Origin of the sequence: Bacteroides faecalis (assembly GCF_003865075.1) — a bacterium.
GTDB lineage: Bacteria > Bacteroidota > Bacteroidia > Bacteroidales > Bacteroidaceae > Bacteroides > Bacteroides faecalis.
Genome location: NZ_BHWB01000012.1, coordinates 1 through 24,500, shown reverse-complemented (window position 1 = coordinate 24,500; position 24,500 = coordinate 1). Strand labels below are relative to the sequence as shown.

10 protein-coding genes and 5 pseudogenes are annotated in these 24,500 nt (G+C 37.8%); 4 read left to right on the top strand and 11 right to left on the bottom strand.

The features are described 5' to 3' along the window. Positions 1 to 39 precede the first annotated feature (39 nt). The 10 genes and pseudogenes from EJF25_RS17525 to EJF25_RS17480 form a co-directional block, all read right to left on the bottom strand. The gene (locus EJF25_RS17525) at positions 40 to 1,143 is read right to left on the bottom strand and encodes a glycoside hydrolase family 88/105 protein (protein WP_125042142.1); all 1,104 of its coding nucleotides are present in this window, start codon (positions 1,141 to 1,143) and stop codon (positions 40 to 42) included. Positions 1,144 to 1,639: 496 nt separating this feature from the next. Next, positions 1,640 to 3,058: a Gfo/Idh/MocA family oxidoreductase gene (locus tag EJF25_RS17520; protein WP_125042141.1), complete on the bottom strand. Its 1,419-nt coding sequence runs from the start codon at positions 3,056 to 3,058 to the stop codon at positions 1,640 to 1,642. Positions 3,059 to 3,361: 303 nt separating this feature from the next. Further along, positions 3,362 to 4,387: a DUF4973 domain-containing protein gene (locus tag EJF25_RS17515; protein ID WP_235016852.1), complete on the bottom strand. Its 1,026-nt coding sequence runs from the start codon at positions 4,385 to 4,387 to the stop codon at positions 3,362 to 3,364. Positions 4,388 to 4,408: 21 nt separating this feature from the next. Then, positions 4,409 to 6,508 (bottom strand): RagB/SusD family nutrient uptake outer membrane protein, encoded by a 2,100-nt coding sequence (locus EJF25_RS17510; RefSeq protein ID WP_125042140.1) that lies wholly within the window; start codon positions 6,506 to 6,508, stop codon positions 4,409 to 4,411. Between the two features lie 14 nt (positions 6,509 to 6,522). Beyond that, positions 6,523 to 7,554 (bottom strand): annotated as a pseudogene (locus EJF25_RS17505) (SusC/RagA family TonB-linked outer membrane protein); the annotation flags it as partial. A gap of 649 nt (positions 7,555 to 8,203) precedes the next feature. Next, positions 8,204 to 9,274 carry a DUF4973 domain-containing protein gene (locus EJF25_RS17500; protein WP_125042138.1) on the bottom strand — a complete coding sequence of 357 codons (1,071 nt, stop codon included), beginning with the start codon at positions 9,272 to 9,274 and terminating at the stop codon, positions 8,204 to 8,206. A gap of 22 nt (positions 9,275 to 9,296) precedes the next feature. Then, complete coding sequence (locus EJF25_RS17495; protein WP_125042137.1) at positions 9,297 to 11,414, bottom strand: RagB/SusD family nutrient uptake outer membrane protein; 2,118 nt, start codon at positions 11,412 to 11,414, stop codon at positions 9,297 to 9,299. A gap of 16 nt (positions 11,415 to 11,430) precedes the next feature. After that, positions 11,431 to 14,526, bottom strand: a complete 3,096-nt coding sequence (locus EJF25_RS17490; protein ID WP_125042136.1) for a SusC/RagA family TonB-linked outer membrane protein — start codon at positions 14,524 to 14,526, stop codon at positions 11,431 to 11,433. A 15-nt stretch (positions 14,527 to 14,541) separates the two neighbouring features. Next, a complete protein-coding gene (locus tag EJF25_RS17485) occupies positions 14,542 to 16,077 on the bottom strand; it encodes an IPT/TIG domain-containing protein (protein ID WP_125042135.1) in 1,536 nt (511 codons plus the stop codon). A 57-nt stretch (positions 16,078 to 16,134) separates the two neighbouring features. Further along, positions 16,135 to 18,647: pseudogene (locus tag EJF25_RS17480) on the bottom strand (glutaminase family protein). Positions 18,648 to 18,798: 151 nt separating this feature from the next. Between EJF25_RS17480 and EJF25_RS17470 the strand changes: the two are divergent. Further along, the gene (locus EJF25_RS17470; RefSeq protein ID WP_009040242.1) at positions 18,799 to 20,085 is read left to right on the top strand and encodes an IS1380-like element ISBf12 family transposase; all 1,287 of its coding nucleotides are present in this window, start codon (positions 18,799 to 18,801) and stop codon (positions 20,083 to 20,085) included. 689 nt (positions 20,086 to 20,774) lie between these two features. Further along, positions 20,775 to 21,347 (top strand): annotated as a pseudogene (locus EJF25_RS17465) (Arm DNA-binding domain-containing protein); the annotation flags it as partial. Between the two features lie 144 nt (positions 21,348 to 21,491). Here the strand turns inward: EJF25_RS17465 and EJF25_RS17460 are convergent. After that, on the bottom strand, positions 21,492 to 22,466 hold the full coding sequence (locus tag EJF25_RS17460) for an IS982 family transposase (protein ID WP_004310694.1): 975 nt from the start codon (positions 22,464 to 22,466) through the stop codon (positions 21,492 to 21,494). 30 nt (positions 22,467 to 22,496) lie between these two features. On the opposite strand from EJF25_RS17460, the pseudogene EJF25_RS17455 reads away from it, so the two are divergent. Together EJF25_RS17455 and EJF25_RS17450 are read left to right on the top strand one after the other, a co-directional pair. Further along, positions 22,497 to 23,087 (top strand): annotated as a pseudogene (locus EJF25_RS17455) (site-specific integrase); the annotation flags it as partial. Between the two features lie 733 nt (positions 23,088 to 23,820). Next, a pseudogene (locus EJF25_RS17450) lies at positions 23,821 to 24,423 on the top strand (DUF1793 domain-containing protein); the annotation flags it as partial. Positions 24,424 to 24,500 lie beyond the last annotated feature (77 nt).

Below are 24,500 nucleotides of genomic sequence, written 5' to 3'. Positions count from 1 at the left end.
TTAATTTCTTGTTTTTAATAATTAATTAAGTTATTCGACTTACTTTTCCAGTAGTGCAACCGTACACCACAGGTAAGGCGCCTGTCCATGATAATCACCCGTATTGCGCGGACGGTCATAGTAATATTGTTTACTATTCTTTTTGTTTGTTCCGACACACACTTCTCTCACAGCCCCCTTATCATTAATATAGGATACCAGAGCCATCCATGCCTTACGGGCAGCTGGACCGTATACCTCTGCATCCAGCCAACCGTTCTTCACACCTACGATGAAAGCGAAAGTAAACATGGCGGATCCGGAAGTCTCCGCCCAGCAGTCAGGCTGGTCAATCAATTGGTTCCACATACCGCTTGAGGTCTGATAATCCAACAGACTTTTCATCATGGTGTGATATCCCTGCATGATACGTTGGCGATCCGGATGATTTTCAGGCAGGTTACGTAGTAACTCAGTCATACCGGCAGCCATCCAGCCGTTACCGCGTCCCCAGTAGAATGGTACATCCGGAGCGTGATAAAACAGGCCGTTGGGACGTTGCAGTTCATCCAGATAAAGTACCATTTCTTTGGCTGCACGATCAATGTACTTGCGATCTTTGGTTACTTTATAGGCTTGGGTCTGTACGATGGTAATCATATACATATCATCAATCCAAAGACGGGTCTGCCAGGAGTAGCCTTTGTCGGCCCATTCCTTTTCTGCCGGCTTCCCATTCTCAGGAACTTCCCATTGAGTGTCAGCATAAGGCAGACCAAGTTCCAGGTACTTCTTTTTCTTTGTCATCTGATACAGGTTCAGAGGTAAGCTTCCGAACATGTTCAAATCTACATGATTCATGATCGGTAACAACTCTTTTTCTGTGGTAAACAAAGGCTCGAATTTGTTCTCCAGGAGTTTGAAGAGTTTTTTATCCTTGGTTATTTTAGCCAATTGAAGAGCTCCGTTCCAATTAAAGGTTTCCGGATAGCTAATCCATTTACCGGCATGCAGCGCATGTTTACCATCTACAAAACGGTAGGCCAAACGTTTGCCCACTTCTTCAGGAGTGTAACCTTTCGGAAAGTCGCTTAATTGACTGGATTGGGCCAACAGCAATTGAAAAGGGAAAATAGATAATAGTATAAATATTGTCTTTAGCATAATGATAGATTTTATTTATTAATCAATAGGAATATAAACATTATCAGAAAGAATATAAGCTTAGCATTGAAAGAAAAATAAATTGAAATTTATTCATTTTTCTCCCAATATTATATTATGATCTCGTTACTCAATAATCACGGAATTCATGATTGCCTGATTTAAAATACCATTGATATTTTATTCCATTATTCATGAAATAACGGCAATTTATGAACTATCTATAATTACTCTCTCACAGATATAAACATGGCTAGTGATTTTTACTTTTATCTGGATAAATAAACGACACTTCGAATCAATTCCGACCAATCTGTTGGTAATCTTAATATCCCTATATTAAATTTACTCACAGTGTATTTCTTCCAAAAACGATGTTCTGTCTTTTATAACACATATTATACCAATTCTACTATTCTAAATCTTTTTAAAACACCTCGGTATGGTATTGAAAAAAGATTTAGAATAGTTATTATTAAGCCTTTCAATTCAACATTTACAACTTATAAAATTCATCCCATCCTTTGCGTGGAGGCAATCCGGCCAGCATCGAATTGGCAAATTCATTGTTGGTAATTTGTTTTGTACGAGGGTCAAAGAACAACTGTGTATTCAAACGTTGTGCCATTACTCCCAATGAGAATACCTGGCTCAGCACACCGTTAATTTCAAACGGTGAACGCGTCTTTTCAACACCTTGACAGGCAAGTAAGAAGTTCTCAAAGTGGTTTGAAGGACTTTTCGGTACTTCCGGTAATTTATCAGCCATTTCCTTTGCCTTTTCCTCGGGAATGATCGACAATGTACTGCCATGACTACCACCCTTAAAGATTAAATCCTTCGTATAGATAATCTTTCCGGGATTCAGTTTAGCAGCCGGAGCAGTTCCCTGATTCGTTGTAGGGATATTCGGATCCAGACCGGAAACACCATAACCTGCCGGAATAGGAGGAAGGTTATCCAAACCGTCATACCAAGTGATATCGACCGGTGGCATTCCCTTACGGGCAGGGAAACGGAAAAGGATGGTGGAAGAATAAGGGAAGAAGTAATCATTATGACCTTCCTGGTGAGTCAGGCTAATTTCATAAGGCAATCCCAGTTCCAGGAACTCATGAACCGTATCCAGAATATGTGCTCCCCAGTCACCTAAGGCACCCATACCGAAGTCATACCAGCAACGCCATTCACCTTGATGATACTTTTCATTATATTCATGATAAGGAACTGCTCCCAGCCAGGTATCCCAGTCCATATCTTTGGGCAATTGTTGTCCGGAAGGGAGCTTATAAATGTTAGTATCCCACTTGTGCCAACGGCGAACATTATTCATGTGTGCGGACACGGCAGTAACGTCTTTAATAATTCCTGCGTCCATCCACGCTTTAAATTGGAAGTAATTCGCTTCCGAATGCCCCTGATTACCGACTTGAGTTGCCAAGTTAGGACGTTTCAATGCAGCCTGCATCAACAGTTCGGCTTCATAAAATGTACGTGCTAGTGGTTTCTCCACATATACATGTTTGCCTGAGGCCAGAGCCAGCATACTGATGGGGAAGTGCGAGTGGTCGGGAACAGCGATTGCTACAGCGTCGAATTCATTTCCTGCCTTGTCAAACATCTGACGGAAGTCTCTGAACTGTTTGGCTTTAGGGTACATGCCAATTACCTTTTGAGTATGTTTGGCTCCCATGTCCACATCACACAATGCTACTACTTCCACCATACCGGTACGTGCAAAATCTCCAATGATTTGTTCACCGCGGTTTCCGATACCGATATAGGCGATCTTTACTTTGCCATTTTTACCTCTCTTGGACGCTAGATTCTGGGCGTTCAATACTTCACCGCTTCCAAGCGCCAGGCCGGCAGAAGCCATTGTCATTGTCTTGAGAAAGTCTCTTCGTGTTACCATAATTTGTTCATTGATATTGATTAAGTATTTCTTTTTGATTAACTATATGTATGAAGGTTTACTGCCGCATTCTATTTTTATAAATATTATCTTTATTCCACAAATAAAGAATACTCTGCAAAACCATCCAAAAATTCATAGCTTACAAAAGTAAATATAATAATGAATATACCAGTTATCATCTCAAAAAAAAAATGAATATGATATAGTTATTGTATATCAATCAGTATAATTGGACATAGAAGAGGTTGCATCAAAAAAGAGTCTTGATACAACCTCTTACTGATTTAAATTAAACCACTATTAATCCCATTCAATCTGCTGATCTTCATCAGGAATCAATGTATTGAGGTCACGCTGCATAGATAAAGTACCCTGCACTGTATACGGCAAACGTTGTCCAGGGCTAGTATGATAATCCACGAACTTATAATCAATATAAAGTGTATAGTAGATGTGCTTCAGATACGGTTTAGTCACATCATACTGTTCTTCTATCGTATAATAAGATTGGTTAGATCCCAGTTCAAAAGCATTGCCCAAAATTTTATCATCATTATCACTCCAAAGTCTCAGTTTCTTTTTCTGAAGATCAATTTTCTCATCAGTAAATTCAATAAACACTTTATAAAACTTACGGTCCAAATAATCTACATCCCTCATTCCTGCATATATAAAGATAGTATTATCATCATATACATAACTTTTACGTTCAGTCACTGTAAATGTACCTTTATCCTGATCTGTAATTTTACATTGTGTACTAGCATAAGTACCAGAATAATCATTAAATGGAATCACGTTCAATAATGCTTTCCGATAGTGTTTACGCGGATTGGCCTGATAGTTGTATGACAAATCGTCCACAATCGTCAAAGGCAATATGTATTTGTCCGATAAATCAAGTGGATTCTCTCCATTTTGTCCTCCCAATGTAAAACTGATAGGCAATAAAGCACTACACTCTCCGGCAGGAATTTCCACTGTTTCAGGAAAGCTACGATATTCAGGCGTCAACATTTCATAATAGATCTTATCCATCTCACCATAACGTTCCTTATTCAGAGTTTTCAATGTATCCTGATCTACAGCAATGTGTACAACACAGTTATGAGTGTTCATAGTCGATCCACTGAGGATCAAAGGAAGATTATACGACACCACTCCACCCGGCTTATAACGAACATAAACCGGAGTCACACCATCACTATTTGGCTCCGCTTTCAATGACACCAATTGCTGGAATTGTTCATCCTTCCATTCGTTGGTACACGATGTGCAGCATACTCCTGCCATCATTACTAGAAAAAGATAATATATTTTTTTCATATTCATACTTAATTTATAAGATTATTCCGGATCTCTCCATCCCGGATTTTGACTCAAATTCTTGTTACGTCTCAGTTCAGTAGGGTTAATTGGCCAGAACCACATCTTAAGAGAAAAGATATTTCTCAAAGAAGGTACTTCTACCGGAGTATGGAAACTTGTAGCCGCTGCTTTGGTACAGTATACATTGCAACCATAAATTGGAGTAGATTCCTCAGCCGGAGCATCACACCAACGACGTAAATCAAAATAACGTTGCCCTTCAGCAAACAACTCAATCTGGCGTTCACGTTTCAGCTTGATACGAAATTTCACCTGATCTTCATAAATATCAGTTTTGTAATCAGGAATACCAGCACGAATACGAATCGGCTGGATGCCTTTCTTCAACTCTTCGATGTCACGTTTGATGGTATAAGTATGACCATCCCATGAAGTCACTTCATGAGATCCGGTCAGTTCATTTATTGCTTCTGCATAAATTAACAAGATTTCCGCATAACGGATATCCGGAGTAACCTTAGATCTCAGATATTTGGTTTCATAAGCATTTTCTTCCGTATGGGAGATGTCATCAGGATGCACATATTTTTTAATACCAATTCCACTGCGTAACCAATAAGTGGTTTGTTTGTAACCGTCAGGACTGTCTCGGTAATAAAAAAACTGTACATTCGTTCTTTCTCCTTTATTATCGTCTGAGTTAGCTTTCAATAGATTCCATGTTGCGCCATTATAAGCTACAGAAGCATAGAAACGTGGTTCACGACCTACATACTGCTTACAAACTCCTACTCCCAATGGTCCCAGTTCAGGATAATCAGTAAGTTCTCCTTTTTCTACAAGATCAGTATTACGTCCTCTCATATTATACCTCATAGGATCAATATACCCCTCTCTTCCAGCATACATGCTATTCATGCCATCACAGTCTTCCCCATCTTTCATGTAGTAAGCATCACATTGTTTCTGGGTCATTCCATGCGTATTATATCCACCACCATCATAACGAGGCATCTGATGAATTACCATAATATTTATACCCTCTCCGCCTTGATTTTGTCCACGCGTAAAGATTAGTTCCGGATTCTGACTGGCAAGAATTGCACCATTGAATACAGAACGATATGACTCAAATGGATCTATATCCATATATCCTTCCGGCCATTTTTTTTCATCAAAATGATTGTCCGGATCAGATTGTGATTCCAACGTCGCCGGATAAGCGATAGGATCATTACCAGCCGCCTTTTTATAAGCCACATACAATTTGTATTGGTTCAAATCCATGACGTCTTTCGCTGCTGCAGCAGCTCTCGCCCATTTACTTTCATCTTTGGTGTCCGAAAGCAACGGATTACCCTGTCTGTCCACCATAGCCGTTTGTACTTCTGCGGGAGCACCTCCATTTGCCAATGGGCTAGCTGCATAAAGTAATGCACGCGCACGAAGTGCCAATGCGGCTCCACGAGTAGGACGAGCAAAATCTTGTATACCGCGAGTCATCGGTAATGACGCAGCCGCACTCTTCAGTTCATTGGCAATGTAAGTAGCGCACTCTTCGTACGTCTTTCTCGAATAAGCCATTTGATCGTAGTCCACAGTGTAATCCACACCTTCATCCGGTACAATGGGAACCGGACCAAACGTACGAAACAGAATCCAGTAATAATATGCTCTCAAAAAACGAGCCTGTGCTTTTAAGTCAGCACGCTCTTCGTCTGTAAATTCCGTATTCATATCGATATAATTAAGGAACACAGCAGCTTGACGAATTGACTTATAAGCCATGTGCCAAATCAAATCACTATTGTTTTTTAAACCAGTTTCATCGTACCTTCCATATTTCCAGTTTTCATAACCGCCATCACCATAGTACATATCATCAGCGAAATTGAAAGGCACATTATTTTTACTACATATATCCTGCATGTGGTTATTGCCAAGATAGGCATAACACTCTGCCAACCATCTATTCGTATAGTCTTTATTACTAAAGATATCTTCCACGGTCATACGTTCATCAAACAAGTAGTCTGAGTCCAAATAGTCTTTACATCCAGTAAATAAAATACTCAGACTAGCAACTACAAGAGATAAAATTAATATTCTTTTCTTCATATACTTTTGTCGTTTTATAAATTAACTGATACACCTAAAGCGAAAGTTTTACTAAGAGGATATTTCTTTCCATCCGAACTACCCATTTCCGGATCCCAAAGTTTGAACTTAGAGAAAGTAAGCAAATTGGTTCCCACAAAAAAGAAACGTACCGTATTCATATGAGCCTTATTTACCCAAGTCTTAGGAAGCGAATAACCAATATCCAATGTTTTCAAACGCATATAAGAGCCATTTCTTAGCCAGTAAGTGGATTCTTGCTGATTATTGCTGTTAGCACCGTAAGTCAGACGCGGATATTCAGCATTTGGGTCTTCATTTTCGCCTAATATCCAGCGGTTACTATTAGCCATTTCAGTCAATATATTACCCCATCCATCACCGGAACTGAACATGAAGACAGTAGTACCTTTAATCTGATAAGTTGATTTACCCACTCCCTGAAAATGCACATTTACATCCAATCCTTTCCATTTAGCAGCAATACCAAATCCGTAAGTAAGGTTCGGTTTGGTAGTCGCACCAATAGCTACACGATCATCACTGTTGATGATACCGTCCCCATTAATGTCTTTGTATTTGATGTCACCTGGCATCACTTCTCCCCATGTCTGGCGTGGACTATTACGAATATCATCATAATCTTTAAACAATCCCAAAGCAACTAATCCTTTAGCCTGGTTAATGCGGTAACCTTGTTCTTGTTTGTAAAAATAGACCGTATTTTCCTCATCTTTTTCAAGAATCTTATTCTTGCTGTAAGTCATGTTACCGCGTATAGTCAAGTCTACCTTTCCTATTTTTTGGTGATATTTAAAATTCCCGTCAAAACCTTCCACTTTTACAGAACCCACATTAGCTTTCGGGTTACTTTCCACACCAGCCATCCATGGAAGATATTTGCGTTCCATATAAATGTCATCACGATGCTCATAGAAATAGTCTATGGTACCTGAGAACTTATCATCAAACATGCTGAAATCAATACCTAAGTCTTTTTTTGTAGCAATTTCCCATGAAACGTCTGCAGAAGAAACCGTTGCATAACGATCTGTCCATACCGCAGATATTTATTTTAATCAATTGTATATCAATTAATTAATTTACAACCGTATTATTCCCGTATTCTAATAAAGGGATTATCTTGATAAATCAAGGAGATATTTTATTGAATAAAAGAAACTAACTTTTACTATTCAACTCAACTGTTTATCAGGTGTGAGAGTATGCACTAAAATTATATAAGGAGGTTGGTTGGTTCATTACAACCTAAATGCAATTATGAGAACAACTAGGCTAGAGTTTATTTTATATAAACCAATAAACAGGAAATATGGAATTTATACATAGGTGGAAAAAATAATAGACAGAAATAAAGTGATATGTTGGCATTTCCAAACATGATCAACTGGTAAGATTAACGGGTGATATTTGTATGAGTGAGTCAAGCGAGTTTTCGTTTTTATTATACTGTTAAGATTAAGATATCGTTTGAACAGAGAATCAAACAATAAGAGAGGTTTTATAACTTTAATGAAGTACAGGTGATGAATAATTTATAAAGTTCCAACTGATCATTAAGGATGTGATCGGCTAGAACTTTCTTTATTATAATAATTATTATAACAAGAAAGGGAAGGAAAACTTATAAATGTAAAGTTATCCTTCCCTTTTTTATCTACTCAGTTGATATTATTACCACTCAATAGCTTGATCCTCATCAGGAATCTGAGTATTGATATCACGTGACAGAGTCAATGTACCTTTCACATGGTAACGAATTGAAGTGCCTTCTACCGGCATGTAATTGAAATAATAATCAATATTATTGATGATCACATAGCGGTGTTCCAAATAAGGTTTGGCTTCGTCCATTGATGAAGAAATACGGAAAGAAGGAATAACTGCTTCGTTCACCTTAAATTCGATTTCCTCAGCATTGTCACAAGAGAGAGTGACCGATCCGTTTGTCTCACCATTGAATGTGAATTTAATCTTATACTTCTTACGGTCAGTATAATCTTCATCCACAATTCCTGCATAAGTAAAGATGTTTTTCTCATCTACTACATAACCTCTTACCGAGGCTTTTGTGATGGACTCTGCTGTCTCTATAGGTACGGTTACTCCTTCCTTTACCTCATATCCCGTAACCACCTTATTGGTCAATCCTGTTCCAGAATAATCACCAGAATAATCATTAAACGGAAAGATTCTCAATATCGCCTTCGCATAATTTTTACGCGGATGTGATTGATAGCCGTAAGACGGATCATCTGCGATTTGTAATGGGAGTACCCATTTCTCTGACATATCAATATTTCGAAAATCGAATTTGAGATCTAGCAAACCTTTGTTCTGTCCTGCTACTATCGACATAGTTTCCGGATAAGAAGCGTATGTCATTCCTTCGATACCCATATCTTTATAATATAGTTCTTTACGTGTAGCATAGCGAGCATAATTCAGGATACCTAAGGTGTCAGGATCGTGTGCAATATGTACCGTAATATTCTGAGTATTATCAGTAGATCCACTGACAAGTACTGGCAACTGATAATTAGACCTTCCTTCTCCACCTTCTGCATAGCTACCATCTTTATCATGACGACTATAAGGTACATAGATATTTGTCACTCCTTTACTGTCTAGTTGTGAACTAAAAGAAATGTAGTGCTCATATTGTTCTTCATTCCATTCAGAATTGCAGGAAGCACCCAACATAGTCATTGCAGCTAGAGCTGCTAAGGTATATATCTTTTTCATATATCTGTCTTTACATTTAGAATTAATCATACATCGTCCATCCTGGATTTTGTGTTAATCGAGAATTACGTTTCAATTCACTATGTCTGATTGGCCAAAGCCATAGTTTTTCTGAGAACGTGGACGGAAGGTTGTAAATAGGAATTGTAGAATGGAAATCTTCCCTCTTATCGACATTTACAAAAACGTTGCAACCATAGATTTGTACGGATTCTTCCAACGGTGCGTCTTTCCAACGGCGAAGGTCAAAATAGCGTTTTCCTTCTCCCATCAATTCGATCATACGTTCACGTTTCAAGGCTTTACGCATTTCTGCTACGCCACCAGCGCTATAGAATTCGTCCGGATAGTCAGGTAATCCCGCGCGAATACGTACAGGATGGATTCCTCTTTCCATCTCTGACTTCTCGCGGCTAACGCTATAAGTCGTAGCATCATTCCATGAAGCAATATTGTAAGTCTGAGTCAATTCATTCAACGCTTCAGCATAAAGTAAAAGGATGTCGGCATAGCGAATAGCTGTTTCTGCTTTTGCTACGTAATTACCCGGATAATCGTTCGGATGGACAAACTTCTTGATTCCTATACCTGTGCGCAAGTAAAAACCATCGTTACGATAACCGTCAGAACTTCCAAAATAGTACCATACCTGTTGGTTTATATCATTAGGTCTACTTTCTGTTTGGCTCAGATAATACCATGTGCTACCGTTGTAAGCTACAGAAGCGTAGAATCGTGGTTCGCGCTCTACGTATTGCAAAGAAACATTCATACCGACTTGTGATTGCTTATCATCAGGCTTACTCGTATCATAACTCCAACCTAATTCAGGATATTTACCGTCTTTGAGATCTTTCAATTCAGTAAATCCTGTTCTACGCGCACGCATATCTACACGATCTTCATAACCAGCAACACCTTTATACATGGAGTTCATTCCTTGAGCATCGCTTCCGTCGTTCATATAATAAGCATCTAGCATTTTCTGTGTCATGCCATGGCAATTCCAACCTCCGTCGTCTTTGGGCATTTGGTGAAGTACCATCATATCAATCTCAGTGCTACCACGTGTAAAAATTAACTCTTGATTGTTAGCAGGTAGAAGTGTTCCATCAAATATAGAACGGTATGATCTGAGTGGATCTATATTTATCCAACCGTATGGCCAAGATTTGGTAGAAAATTCACCATCAGCAGGTGGAGTGATGGTAGGACGTTCAGAAGGACCGTTATTTGATGTAGAGTTGTTTACATGAATTAAATCATAAGTTCCTAATTCAATGACGTCTCGACAAGCAGCAGCTGCTTTTGCCCATTTCTCCTCACTATATTCCGACGAGAGTAAACGACGACCTTCATCATCTACTAAAGCTTGCGCATATTCGTCGTTGTTTCCATTGGCAAATGGGCTGGCAGCAAAGATTAATGCATAAGCACGAGCGGCCAATGCAGCTCCTCGAGTTGGGCGAGTTATGGCGTAGTTATCGGTACGGCGGTCGTATTGTAGTTCTTTGGCAGCCTGTATCATTTCGTCACTGATATATTGAGCGACTTCTTCATATGAACTACGTGGTGTGGCAAGTTGTTCGTAACTTTCGGTGTAATCTACACCTTCTTCCGGCATGATAGGCACCGGACCATAACGACGTAATAACAGCCAATAGTAGTAAGCTCGTATAAAACGTGCCTGCCCTTTATAGTCTTCTATTTCCCAATCAGCCATCTCCTTGCAACGATAAATGTTGTGAATAAATATAGATGCCTGATAAATGCCTTTATAGCAGGCTCCCCATGCACCGACATTATAAGAATTCTCGTCGTATTCACCTAATTTGAACATATTGTATGACAACTCATTCTTAGTAGCATCAATCGCCTTATCTCGGTCTCCATAGTACATATCGTCTGCAAAACAGAATGAATTGTTGCCCGGATTCTTAGTTGTCACTTCCCTATTTTCACCATTTACGAATGAGAAAGCGTAAGCCAGCCATTCTTCTGCATGATCTTTACTCTCAAATACTTTTTCCAGTGTCAGACGGTCTTTGAAATACTTCTCCGAATTTAGATAATCAGAGCAGGATGAAACTGCTCCCATTCCTAATACGGTTAGTAATAATATAAATATTTTCTTTATCATAATCTCAGATTGTATTTTATAAGTTAACAGTTATACCCATGGTGACTGATTTGCTCAACGGATAGTCTTCACCGCGTGGATTGGTAGATTCTGGATCCCATGTTTTGAAATCCGACCAAGTGATTAAATTTGATCCTGCTATATAGACACGAATATTGTTGAAGTGCATCTTGTTGACCAGACTTTTCGGTAATGTATAACCAAGATCTATGTTTTTTAATCGGATATATTTTCCGTTACGCATCCAGTAAGTGGAAGTCTGCTGGTTATTACTATTCTCTCCGTAAGTTAAACGAGGATAAGTAGCATTTGGATTTTCATTAGCTTGAATCCCCAGTTTTTCAGCAGTATCTGCATCTACCCACCGATCTTGTATCATATCTTTAAAAATATTACCCCAATCGCTTTCGCTAAATGCATAAACACACTTACCGTAGATCGGGAAAGTAGATTTACCGACTCCTTGAAAGTGAATATTAAAATCAAATCCTCTCCATGCGAAAGAAGCCCCTATACCATAACCTAAGTTCGGTCTGGTTGTAGCACCAATTGCTACCCTATCTTGATCATTTACGATACCGTCACCATTGACGTCTTTATACTTGATATCACCAGGTTGCACCGTTCCCCAAGCTTGTTTCGGGCTGGTACGAATGTCATCATAATCAGCAAATAATCCTTCTGCTATCAAACCTTTAACCTGATCTACGCGATAACCTTTTTGGTATAAATATGAATAAACTTGATTCTCCTCATCTCTTTCTATCACTTCATTTTTGCTGTAAGTAATGTTACCACGAAGTGTCATATCTACTTCACCAAGTTTCTGTTTAAAAGCGAAATTACCATCGAATCCGTAAGTTTTTACCTCACCCACATTTGCTTTCGGCTGGCTTTCCAAACCAGTAATATCCGGTAAAAAAGCACGTGACATAAAGATACCTGTGCGTTTTTCGTGGAAATAGTCTACCGTTGCAGTAAACTTATCATTGAATAAAGAGAGGTCTACACCTAAGTCATCCTTTGTTGCGACTTCCCAAGTTATACCTGTAGAAGCCATCTGCGTGTAGTGAGTTCCACTAAAAATATTGTTATAATTACCGAATCCCCAATTATACTCAGACGCACCAGTTCCTATTGTGTATAAATAAGGAAAGCGATTACCTTCTCCAAGGTTGTCGTTACCGACTTTACCATGTGAATAACGTATCTTAAACATGTTCATCCATTTCAGATTGTTTTTGACAAATGGTTCTTCTGCAACGTTCCAAGCAACAGAAAAAGCAGGAAAAAAGCCGAACTGATGTCCTGGTGCGAAATTTTCCGAGCCAGTGTAACCGAAGTTAAAATCAACAAAATAACGGTAGTTCCAATTGTAGGTAGCTCGTCCCGCTAAGCCTTGATTACGTTTTGCCACACCATTTTTTATGTCCGTTCCGATGTCTACAGTTTTCTTTTCAGCATCCTGTGTATAGCGTAAAGTAACTCCGGTATGATGCTCTTTGAAACCACGTTCCCAACTTAATAGAAGATCAACAAATTCTCGACGTTTACCAGAACTTCCACTATATTGTTGCATATCGTATGCAGAAAACATCTTATCAAAGATAATCTCTCCCGTTGCTTGATCACGTCCATTTGCTTTGTACAAATCCGGTAGACGTTGGCGAGTTATCCAGTTACTGTTATCTGTATCAAATCCAAAGCGACCGACAAATTTCAATCCCTTAGTGATAAAATCGAAATTCTGTTCCAATGTAATGTTAGTCTGCACATTGTTATCCCAGTTTTCTTTATATCCACTTTGTGTTGATGCTACCCAAGGATTAAGTTTATTCACATTGTCACGATGAGAAATAGGAGTATAGCCATTGGAATAATACACTGGTGAAGCAATAGAATTGTATCCGAAAAGCATTCCCCATAAATTATCGTCTCCCAATGCTGGGCTATTACGTGTGGCTAGCGAACCGGCTACCCCTAATTTTAGTACGGTACTTTTAGTAATGTCAATATCGATGTTCATTCTATAATTCCAACGTTTGTAATTAGCATTGGTATCATAGTCTTTCCGCAAAGTTTCGTCGGTCTTATACATACCTTGGTCCTCAGTATAACTTGCAGAAACATAGTAACGTGCTGTATTACCACCACCACTCATGTTCAAATTAGCACGATAACTCCATGCACCGTCTTTCAGGATTAGATCTTTCCAATCTACAATAGGGTAAAAATCTGGGTCTATTTGGGTACGGAATAGTTCTAGCTCTTCCGGTTGATAAGCTATTCCTTTATTACGAGTCACCAATGCTTCATTCATTAAGTTGGCGTATGAAAAGCCATCTACAAACTCTGGAGTGATGGTACGTGTATTATAAGAAGTTTCCACCTTAGCATCAATATTGATTTTTCCAGCTTTACCGCGTTTGGTCGTAATCAATACTACACCGTTTGCACCTTTTGAACCGTAGATAGCAGTAGCTGATGCATCTTTCAATACAGTAAATGACTCGATGTCTTCGATATTGAGTTCATCCAAGCTGGCACGTTCGAATCCGTCCACCAATATATAAGCACTTGAGCTAGCACCGAATGTAGAAATACCACGAATCCAGAATTCTGAAGTACTTTTTCCCGGTTGTCCAGAAGTCTGTTGGGTCATAATACCCGGAACATTACCGGCCAATGCATTTGAAAGATTGGAAGAGGGGAAACGTTTCAGTTCCTGTACATCCACATTCGTTACAGCTCCTGTTACGGTTAGTTTCTTTTGCGTACCCATACCAGTAACAACAACTTCATCCAGCTCACTTGCTGCTGCTTCCTTCATCGTTACATTAACCACATGTTGTTCTTTCACAAGTATATCCACATCTTCGTATCCGATGTATGTGAACAGGAGTCGATGGTAAGGTTCCATCTTGATGGTAAATTTACCATTGATATCCGTAATGGTCCCCAAACCTGCTACGTCTCTAACAGTAATGTTAACACCGATCATCGGCTCCCCTTGTGTGTCTATGACCGTACCACTTACGGTGATTGTTTGTTGTGCCAGTATCGTCAATGGAACAATTAGCAGCAACAAAAAGACAGCTAAATATTTTTTCATAATCTGATAATATGTTTATTCGTTAGATTCTTCTGTTGATTCATCCTCTGTCGTTACTTCTTTCTCCATCGAAATAGTTCGGATAGTATGTCCTACTTGATCGTGGATATAGAATATCTCATTTTCATCATCGTAAGCTAATCCCGCCACATCGCGGAAACGGGCTACTTCTCGCAAGTCACCGTCATCAGTTCCCCATTGGTTTCCGTCAGCTAAGGCTGTTGAAGTTCCTCTTCCTGCATAAGTCGAGACAATACCTTCTGGAGTTACTTTACGAACACAGAAGTTACTATAATCTACAAAATAAAAATCATATTCATCATCTTGGCCCTCATAGTCTGGATTTTTTACAAATACGCCTTGGCAAGGATGGTTCATAAAGGCTTCGGTTCCTACATCATCTCTGTAACCCGGTTCTTTATAACGTCCTACAAAATTGTATGGAGTAATAAATTCTTTTTTTACCTCGTCATAGTCAGAGCGCATGAAGTAGTGATTGTTTATCACCCCATAATAAGCATATTTACCAGTCGGATGAATGAAAATCTGGAATTCCCAATTTGGATCGGCAATGGTAAATAACTGTTTGAAAATATCCGGATGATTCTTTACTTTCGGATCCCACTCTTCGTGATTTTTGATGGCCTTAAAATAATCAACTAAATCCAAACGGAACACTTGACCTCTTTCATAACTATTGAAATACAATTCGCCATTAATCGGATGTATAGTGGCACCATTACATTGTTTATAGGATGCCAATAATTGGACGTCAGAGTTATCATTAAATGTTCCGTCTGCATTGCGTTTAATAATGTACACACTGGGACTTTCATTTCCGGTATCATAGTCAATCGATATGATCATGTATTCTGCCTCTTCAGCATATCCCTCTATTTTTTTATTGAAAGTAATGCTTCGTATACGATCAGTCGGTACAGTGTTGAGACTTAATGGTGATGAAAGCCAACGTTTCTCTAAATCAATCAGTTGTATACTCTTGTGACCGTCATAACAAATATAAACATGATTCTTGTTTCTCGGATCGATTGCCAAACGACCAGCATTACCAAAGCCACAGCATTTTACACCTTCTGGACCATCAAACGGACCATCTCTCCAGCCTTGATCATCGCGATTATTACGATAACCACAAAGAGTTCCGACTACCATCTTTTTTTGATAATCAAATGCAGCATCTGCAGTAGTTGTTATTGCATTTTCTCCTTCACCTACAGTGACTTCGATTTCACCACTGAAAGCTCCCGAAGGAACAAAACAGTAGACATAAGTACTTTTTACATTAATGACAACAGCTTCTTTGCCACCGATTTTTACTTTTACATTTGAAGCATCTGTACCGAAATTCTCTCCATAGATCAAAAGCTTTTGATAAGCTCCTCCTTCTTTTGGAGTGAAATCTGAAATTGCTACAGGCTTTGATGGATCAAAGCCGCCTGCTTCCGTATTGTCATCGTCTTTGCAACTGCAAATGCAAATCGTGAATAATGCCAGTAGTACCCACTGCCACTCCTTCAATACTTTTTTCATTTTACATTTCATGTTTTTCATTTTAGTTAATAATAAGTGTATTGTAAATTAAACATCTCATCGAACTTTGTTCATTAGTACCTGCATCCAGTATCCACCGATAACCGAACGGGCCTTGAAACCTACCCATTTACCACTGTCCGTATGATGCCAGTCACTGATAGGCACACGAGATTCTGTCTCATTGATGTATTTATAAAGAGGATCTATAAACTTCTCGAATGTATTCTGGTCAGGCGCCATTGCCGCTGTCCACATAATCCAGTCCGATTTAGTATACTCTTTACGCGAATCCAGAGGTAAACCATAAAGATTCTGCTTGGTCTGATAATACTTGATTTCTTTTTCGATCACATTATTGGGAAAGAGATTCAGGTTCCACATCTTATCCCAAACCATATTATATTTTTGACTCCAAGTATTTTTACGGTCAAAAGCCAGGCGATAATGATCACCTTCATTCGCCATTTCTTCCCATTTCACAGCCATATTCTTGGCAATGGCAGCATATTTATTTGCAACATCATCCAGACCCAGTAGACGTGCCATCTCACTATATCCGGCAACACCCATGATAGCTTTTATTGACAAATTCGCATTATGCGCCCAATGACCTGCAAAGTCATCTGTGCAAAGTTGATTCTCAGGGTCCTGTCCATACTCTACTAAATAATTAGTCCATGTGGTCAAAATATCCCAATATTTTTTTACATAATCAACATTTCTTTCAATTTTTGAGATAGCTGCAGCTAGAATAACCATGTTACCACCTTCTTCAATTGGCATATCGCCTCCGTAAACTTGTCCGTTAGCTATAGGATATGTTCCTAAGTCATGAGCTGGAAAAGGTTTATTCCAACGACCACTAGCACTGTATTCAAAAATACTAGTCATCATTGCTTTCTGTAAATCAGGATTATAAATCAAGAATAATGGGGCAGACGGATAAGTTAAGTCCACTGTATTAACACAACCATTACTGTTGTTCTCTTTTGAGAACCACATCAAGTTACCTTCTTTATCTGTGAAGAGTTTGTGGGCTGACATTACCTGACGATAAGCAGCCGAACAGATTTCAGCATATTTTTTGCCACCTGCTCTCTCTGCATCATCGTAAATCATCGTATCCAAAGCACGACAACGCTCCATAACTGATTGATAATTATCTCTCAGATTCTCGAAAGCATCGAATATGGTTACTTTACCGTCATGCTTCCAGTATCCCATACGCTTTTCATACATATATTCGATAGAATAGATATCATCATAACCAATCATCATGAATCCCTCTTTGCTATCCTTAGAAACTGTACCTAAGTTATGTACATAAGCCATAGCAGGATTATCCTCTTCTTTGCGAGTAGTCCATTTTGTAATAGTGGAATTTAAACTTCCGTTTTTTACAAATGACTCTTTCATTTTATAATAATCGCCTAAACCGATAGATTTTCCTACTCCATTTATACTAGCAAGGTATGCGTAACCCCAATCTGCACAAATTAAGTCACCTTTACGATCACATATTGGCTGATCAATTGTTCCTGCCTCAACATAGCTAATACCATTTTTAGATAATGTACGTGCAATAGTAGGTTGATTATTCTCATTAATACTCAATTCTGGAGTAGTTTCCATATAGAGTTGTACGTCATGGCCTTTTTGATCAAGTGCTCGTACGCGATAGGATATATAATTAATAGGTGTAGATAATAGATCCAGATCATCAATCAATTGAGGAGCTGTAAATACGAGATCGAGTTCTACAGGACCACAGGTAAAAGTATAGTAACTAGAGGTTGCTAGTACATCTACAGATTTTTGAATAGCCTCATCAGAGAACTTTACGGCATCTTTCTTCTCACGAAATAAACCAAAATCCACATAGGAACCTCCCGTAGTATTGTGGCAATGAGCAGCAATCACATTCTTACCATTACGCAATTTTTTCTTTGCTGCATCAGTCAGTTTGAGATACACATTGTCTCTCCAGACAAGATCTGTAGAAACTAATTGTTCTCCATTGAGATATAACTCAAATACATCATCATGAGAATAAATTAAATAAAATTCTTCTGCTAAATCTAAATTATTAATATCGAACTCACGACGAATATAAATATCAGTATCATTCCCTTTCCACTCTGTGTGAACCCGTTGCATATCATGGCTACCAAAAGCGGCTTTTCCTTTTTTCCAACTGCTATCATCAAATTGAAATTTTTGCCATCCATTAGATGGTGTGCTATTCGTATAAGCTGCCTCCCAATGTTCTACATTAGTCATAGGGGCAATCGGGACTAAATTTATTTTATCTTTACCCAGAAAACGATATACTTTACCATCTACACGTAGGGCGCCCAATAAAGGCTTCTTTGCACTTGTCCAATGTTCTGTACTCCCTTCCATCAGTTTGTCATAAGGAGACCAAATTGAAAATATGGGTCTGTAACAACAATTGGCACTGACGGGACACGTAGCGCTATTTCTTTAACAGGTTCAAAGAAGTTAGTTGTCTGAGCATTAATCAGCATACTAACAGAAAGAGCCATCATAATTAGTAGTTTCTTCATAATTCTTTTAATTAATCCTTAATTCCGCAACACTATTATAAATTAAACTTTTTAAGTACCTGAGCAACAAAAAGTTGCTCAGGATTTTGCCATGTCAGAATTTTCACTTATCTTAGTGTTGCAAAAAAAACAAGAGAATCCGACGATAGACATGGCGAAGATACAAATTAAATCTGAGAGACTCACTCCTTTTGGGGGATTATTTTCAATCATGGAGCAATTTGACTCCACATTATCATCTGTAATCGACTCAACCCTCGGTCTAAGGTGTAGATCGTTCGGTTATCAGTACAGCGAAATCATCCGTTCTCTCATGAGTATCTACTTCTGTAGCGGTTCATGTATTGAGGATGTCACTACTCATTTGATGAACCACCTCTCGCTTCATCCGACACTTCGCACTTGTAGCTCTGATACTATCCTCAGGGCGATAAAGGAGTTGACGCAAGAAAACATTTCATACACATCAGATATGGGCAAGACCTACGATTTCAATACGGCTGACACTCTCAATACTTTATTGCTCAATTGTATATTTGCATCTGGCCAACTGAAAGAGGGTGAGATGTATGATGTTGATTTCGACCATCAGTTCATAGAGACAGAGAAGTATGATGCAAAGCCTACATACAAGAAGTTCCTTGGTTATCGCCCTGGCGTGGCGGTTATTGGCGATTTGATAGTCGGTATAGAGAATAGCGATGGTAACACAAATGTTCGTTTCCATCAGAAGGACACGCTGAAGAGGTTCTTTGCGAGATTTGAACAGAATGGGCTCACTATCAATCGCTTCAGAGCTGATTGTGGATCATGTTCCGAGGAAATCGTGGAGGAAATAGAAAAACACTGCAAGTCCTTCTATATCCGTGCTAACCGCTGCAGTTCGATCTACAATGACACCTTTGCTCTCAAAGGCTGGAAAACTGAGGAAATCAATGGCATTGAGTTTGAATTGAACTCTATCCTTGTTGAGAAGTGGAAAGGTAAGGCATATCGACTTGTGATTCAAAGACAGAAACGGATGGATGGTGTGCAGGATTTTTGGGAAGGAGAATACACATACCGTTGTATCCTGACTAACGACTATGATTCTTCCGTAAGAGAAATTGTCGAGTTCTATAACCTTCGTGGAGGAAAGGAACGTATCTTCGATGATATGAACAATGGTTTCGGGTGGGACAGATTGCCCAAATCCTTCATGGCAGAGAACACAGTGTTCCTTCTTCTTACAGCACTTATCCGTAACTTTTACAAGGCCATTATTCAAAGACTTGACGTAAAGAAGTTCGGGCTCAATGCAACAAGTCGCATAAAAGCGTTTGTCTTCAGGTTTATCTCTGTACCAGCCAAGTGGATCAGGACATCAAGGCGGTATGTGCTGAACATCTATACCTGTAATAATGCTTACGCAGATGTTTTCCAGACTGATTTTGGATAATGCCTACAACTTATGGGAATGATATTGTGTATTGCCTCAAGTCACATTGTGGGGTAAGGGGATATTGTAGGCAGAAGTGGGTGCTTCAAGTTCAAATTATCTGCAAATTCAGTAATGAGAGGACGTGTAAACGCAATAAGGACGTTCAAGGGCTTAGTTGCGGATTTGAGGTTAATCTAAAATTTAAGGTTATCCATCCTACAATCTTCTTACCTTAATAACAAAACAAACCCATGTTAGCTAAATTACTTCTTACCTTAATAATACCTTATGAAAACTTTAATCCTTAATACTTTTATTTTTTCTTCTTACCTTTTAATAAATACCAGTACTGTCAAATCTTGAATAGAATGTTATGGGGAAAAATACTACTGTTTTGTGTGTCTTAAGTAGACATAAAACCTGTAAAGGCTAGTTATTTTCCATAGCATTTTATTTCAATCGATACAAAATAAGACAATTAATATAAAAAATAAGGAAAATCTATGGTCAAGAAAGGATAAAATCTGCTCTTTTTTATGTTTTTCTCCTTTTTTAGACTCAACAAATAGAGGTTTCTATGCCCTTTGAGCAATATTTATCCTTTTATGAACAGATATTTTCCTTAGCTTAAAGAAAATTATTAAAGCATGAGCAACTACCAACTTTAACTAAAGAGATATTTGCTGTTTTAGATAGCTTTCTTAAATTTGCAACACGAATGCAATACAGATATCACTATAGCAAAATATTTTCCATATATTAAACCAAAGTACGTTACTCAAGAGGGCACTACAGTTCTTTATATCCGATATAATTATGATCGGTTTAAACGTACACTCATCTCTACTGGATACAATATTAAACCTGAATATTGGGATGCCAAGAAGAGGTGGATCAAACGTGCTTGTCCACAGTACGAAGAAATTGATTCTTGTTTAATTAGAATCACGTCGAAACTTGGCAAAATTCTTACTTATGCTAAAGATAATAATCTAGATCCGACTGTTGATTTTGTTTTGCTCGAATTGGAGAAAGATAGGGAATATGATTTACGTTCCCATCGGATAGATATATTTGATGCATTAGAACGATATATTATAGAAAAGGCTCCATCTGTCTCTAAAGATCAGATCAAAGATTATAGAACACTTCGTAAACATCTAATTGCTTTTAAGGAATATTCATCTCAACCTTTGTCATTTCATAATCTGAATTTGACATTTTACAATGAATTTATGGATTATTTATTCTATAAAGCTGAAAAACCAAATGGAACAAAAGGATTACTTACTAACTCTGCAGGAAAAATCATACGTTTATTGAAAGGATTTGTTAATTTTCAGATTGTAAAAGGATCTATTCCGCCAATTGATCTAAGATGTTTCAAAGTGGTAGAGGAGGAAACAGATGACCCGTTGGCGGAATTAAATAAGCGCATATTTAAGTCTGCCAATAGGTTTGTTGTTAATGTGGTTTATATATTGAAGGATTGTAAATGCACTTATTTTCCCGAGTATTCTGGTAAACAATCCTACTGTATCTTTAGCATAATTTCTCACTATCATGAACTGATCGCATAGTTGTGAGAAATCCGTTTCGATTCTTTTCCTGGCTTTAGCAAATGGGATGAATGTAGGACTCCAGTCCTTTTGGTTCAGTCTATATGGAACTTCAAGTCTTATATTTGCAGTCTCAAACAAATCCAGTTGCACATTCTTACTAATATATCCTCTATCTCCGAAAATGCTGCAGTCATGATATTCATATCTGATATTTTTAAGATAATTGATATCGTGAACACTTGCTTTTGTCAGGTCAAAGGAATGGATAACTCCACTTAAACCGCAAATAGCGTGTAATTTATATCCATAGTAATAATTCTTCTGAGAGGCACAATATCCGAATGATGGAGCTTTACTATAATCGTTTCTGCCCATTTTACAACGTTTCCCTCTAGCTACCCGGCATACCTCTATAGGTTTTGAATCAATACAGAAATATTCTTCACCACCATCTATCTTCTCAGCTATTCTTTTACGGATAGTGTCGCATAAGGTTGATGTAGTTTTACGCCTGTCATTATACTGGCGTCTTGAAATCAGATTGGGCATTTTATCCTTATACTCAGAAAGTCTAATGAAAAGATTACTTTCACTATCTATACCCATGGCTTCGGATGTAAGGTTCAAAGCTATAACTTCTATATCTGAAAACTTGGGAACAACACCTGGACGAGGAATATTTCCCTTCTCATTTATGAGGTTATCGCCAAATTGCTTGCAAATCTTAAGAATTTTACTGAATATTGTATATAAGTTGTGCATATATTGATGATATATTAAAGGTTTGACCATCTCTAATATGCTATAAATCAATAATATGCACAACTTTTTAAACATCAATATATTATCTTTTTAATTCCGCCAACGGGTACAGATGCTATTTATTTAAGTGAAAAAGAATTAGCAGCGATATATGAGCTCGATCTATCGAATGATAAGCAATTGGAGAAAATACGCGATATATTTATCACCGGATGTTTTACCGGTTTACGATATAGTGATCTTTCAACTTTAGGGCCGGAACACATTGATTTAGATAATGGAAATATAAACCTTAAACAAAGAAAGGTACATAAGGCAGTTGTTATTCCCATGATTGATTATGTTCCAGAGATTCTTAGAAAATACAATTATGAATTACCCAAAATACCAAGATATTTATTTAATGATAGAGTAAAAGAGTTAGGACTAAAAGCGAAGTTAAGACAGAAAGTTGAAATAGTCCGTAAAAAAGGTAAAGAACGAGAAAAACGAATATACGAAAAATGGGAATTAATATACTCCCATACTTGTAGACGTTCTTTTTGCACGAATATGTATTTATCAGGTTTTCCTGCAGAAGAATTGATGCGAATATCTGGTCATAAAAGTCCATCTGCTTTTATGCGATATATCAAAGTTGATAATCTGCAAGCCGCTAATAGATTGAAGGAACTGAGGGCTAGACTTGCCAAATAAAATTAAACAGATTTGTTTTTATATTACGATTCAAATTATTCATATACTATTTTTATTCTACATATTCATACTGTAATAAACTGGATGAGTACCTAATGATATAGGTAAGTGTTCATAATTAATTTTATCATGAGTATTGTTGTATAAGGGAACAAATCTAGGAATAATAGATAGCATTAACGAATTGTGAGCAGTTACTTATGCAATAAAAATATTTCACTATTCATTACTGGTTACAAATCCCAGCTTATTTGTTGATAATTATCAAAGGTAACGCCTCTGTTTTATAAAAGTATAACAATTAACATGTTACAAATTCTGTGTTTTGATCTTAAGGCCAAGACCAATCTTTTATATCTGAAAGGAAAAACTAAAATAATATTCTTATTTTTTTAATAGATTATACAGAACCTTCTCTACAGCGTAATGAATTGATCAAATAAGTAAGCATTCCTGATTAATTCGTATCATGAGTATCTATCTAAAGGAGCGAAGTGAAGAACGACGGATAGCATTAACTAATTGTGAGCAGTTACTTACAAGATGTTTATTCGCCAACTTAAGGGATGAGCAGTATATATTTTAATTATAAACATGTCACATATTACTATTATACTTTCATATTTATAATTAACTTCTTTAGTACATAGATATAGTATTAAAAACACAACACAAAGACAATACATTCTTATGTAATTAGTTAATATACAGCATATTATCTGAGAGACTGCGGTATGGACAGGACCCTGAGAATCAACTTTGCACAGATGACTTTGCAGGTCATTGGGCGCATAATGCGAATTTGTCAATAAAAGCTATCATGGGTGTTGCCGGATATAGTGAGATGGCACGTCTACTGGGTCTGGATGATGTTGCAAATAAATATGCTGCCATTGCCAAGAATATGGCTGTGAAATGGGAAGAAATGGCGAATGAAGGTGATCATTATCGCCTGGCTTTTGACCGTAAAAATACTTGGAGTCAAAAATATAATATGGTTTGGGATAAGATGTGGAACCTGAATCTCTTTCCCAATAATGTGATCGAAAAAGAAATCAAGTATTATCAGACCAAGCAGAATCTTTATGGTTTACCTCTGGATTCGCGTAAAGAGTATACTAAATCGGACTGGATTATGTGGACAGCGGCAATGGCGCCTGACCAGAATACATTCGAGAAGTTTATAGATCCTCTTTATAAATACATCAATGAGACAGAATCTCGTGTGCCTATCAGTGACTGGCATCATACGGACAGTGGTAAATGGGTAGGTTTCAAGGCCCGTTCGGTTATCGGTGGATACTGGATGCAGGTACTAATGAACAAAGTTCGATGAGATGTTTAATTTACAATACACTTATTATTAACTAAAATGAAAAACATGAAATGTAAAATGAAAAAAGTATCCGTTGT

Excerpts from the sequence above, each read along its gene's own strand:
- EJF25_RS17525 (WP_125042142.1), bottom strand. The coding sequence starts at position 1,143 with ATGCTAAAGACAATATTTATACTATTATCTATTTTCCCTTTTCAATTG.
- EJF25_RS17520 (WP_125042141.1), bottom strand. The coding sequence starts at position 3,058 with ATGGTAACACGAAGAGACTTTCTCAAGACAATGACAATGGCTTCTGCC.
- EJF25_RS17515 (WP_235016852.1), bottom strand. The coding sequence starts at position 4,387 with ATGAAAAAAATATATTATCTTTTTCTAGTAATGATGGCAGGAGTATGC.
- EJF25_RS17510 (WP_125042140.1), bottom strand. The coding sequence starts at position 6,508 with ATGAAGAAAAGAATATTAATTTTATCTCTTGTAGTTGCTAGTCTGAGT.
- EJF25_RS17500 (WP_125042138.1), bottom strand. The coding sequence starts at position 9,274 with ATGAAAAAGATATATACCTTAGCAGCTCTAGCTGCAATGACTATGTTG.
- EJF25_RS17495 (WP_125042137.1), bottom strand. The coding sequence starts at position 11,414 with ATGATAAAGAAAATATTTATATTATTACTAACCGTATTAGGAATGGGA.
- EJF25_RS17490 (WP_125042136.1), bottom strand. The coding sequence starts at position 14,526 with ATGAAAAAATATTTAGCTGTCTTTTTGTTGCTGCTAATTGTTCCATTG.
- EJF25_RS17485 (WP_125042135.1), bottom strand. The coding sequence starts at position 16,077 with ATGAAAAAAGTATTGAAGGAGTGGCAGTGGGTACTACTGGCATTATTC.
- EJF25_RS17470 (WP_009040242.1), top strand. The coding sequence starts at position 18,799 with ATGGCGAAGATACAAATTAAATCTGAGAGACTCACTCCTTTTGGGGGA.
- EJF25_RS17460 (WP_004310694.1), bottom strand. The coding sequence starts at position 22,466 with ATGTTTAAAAAGTTGTGCATATTATTGATTTATAGCATATTAGAGATG.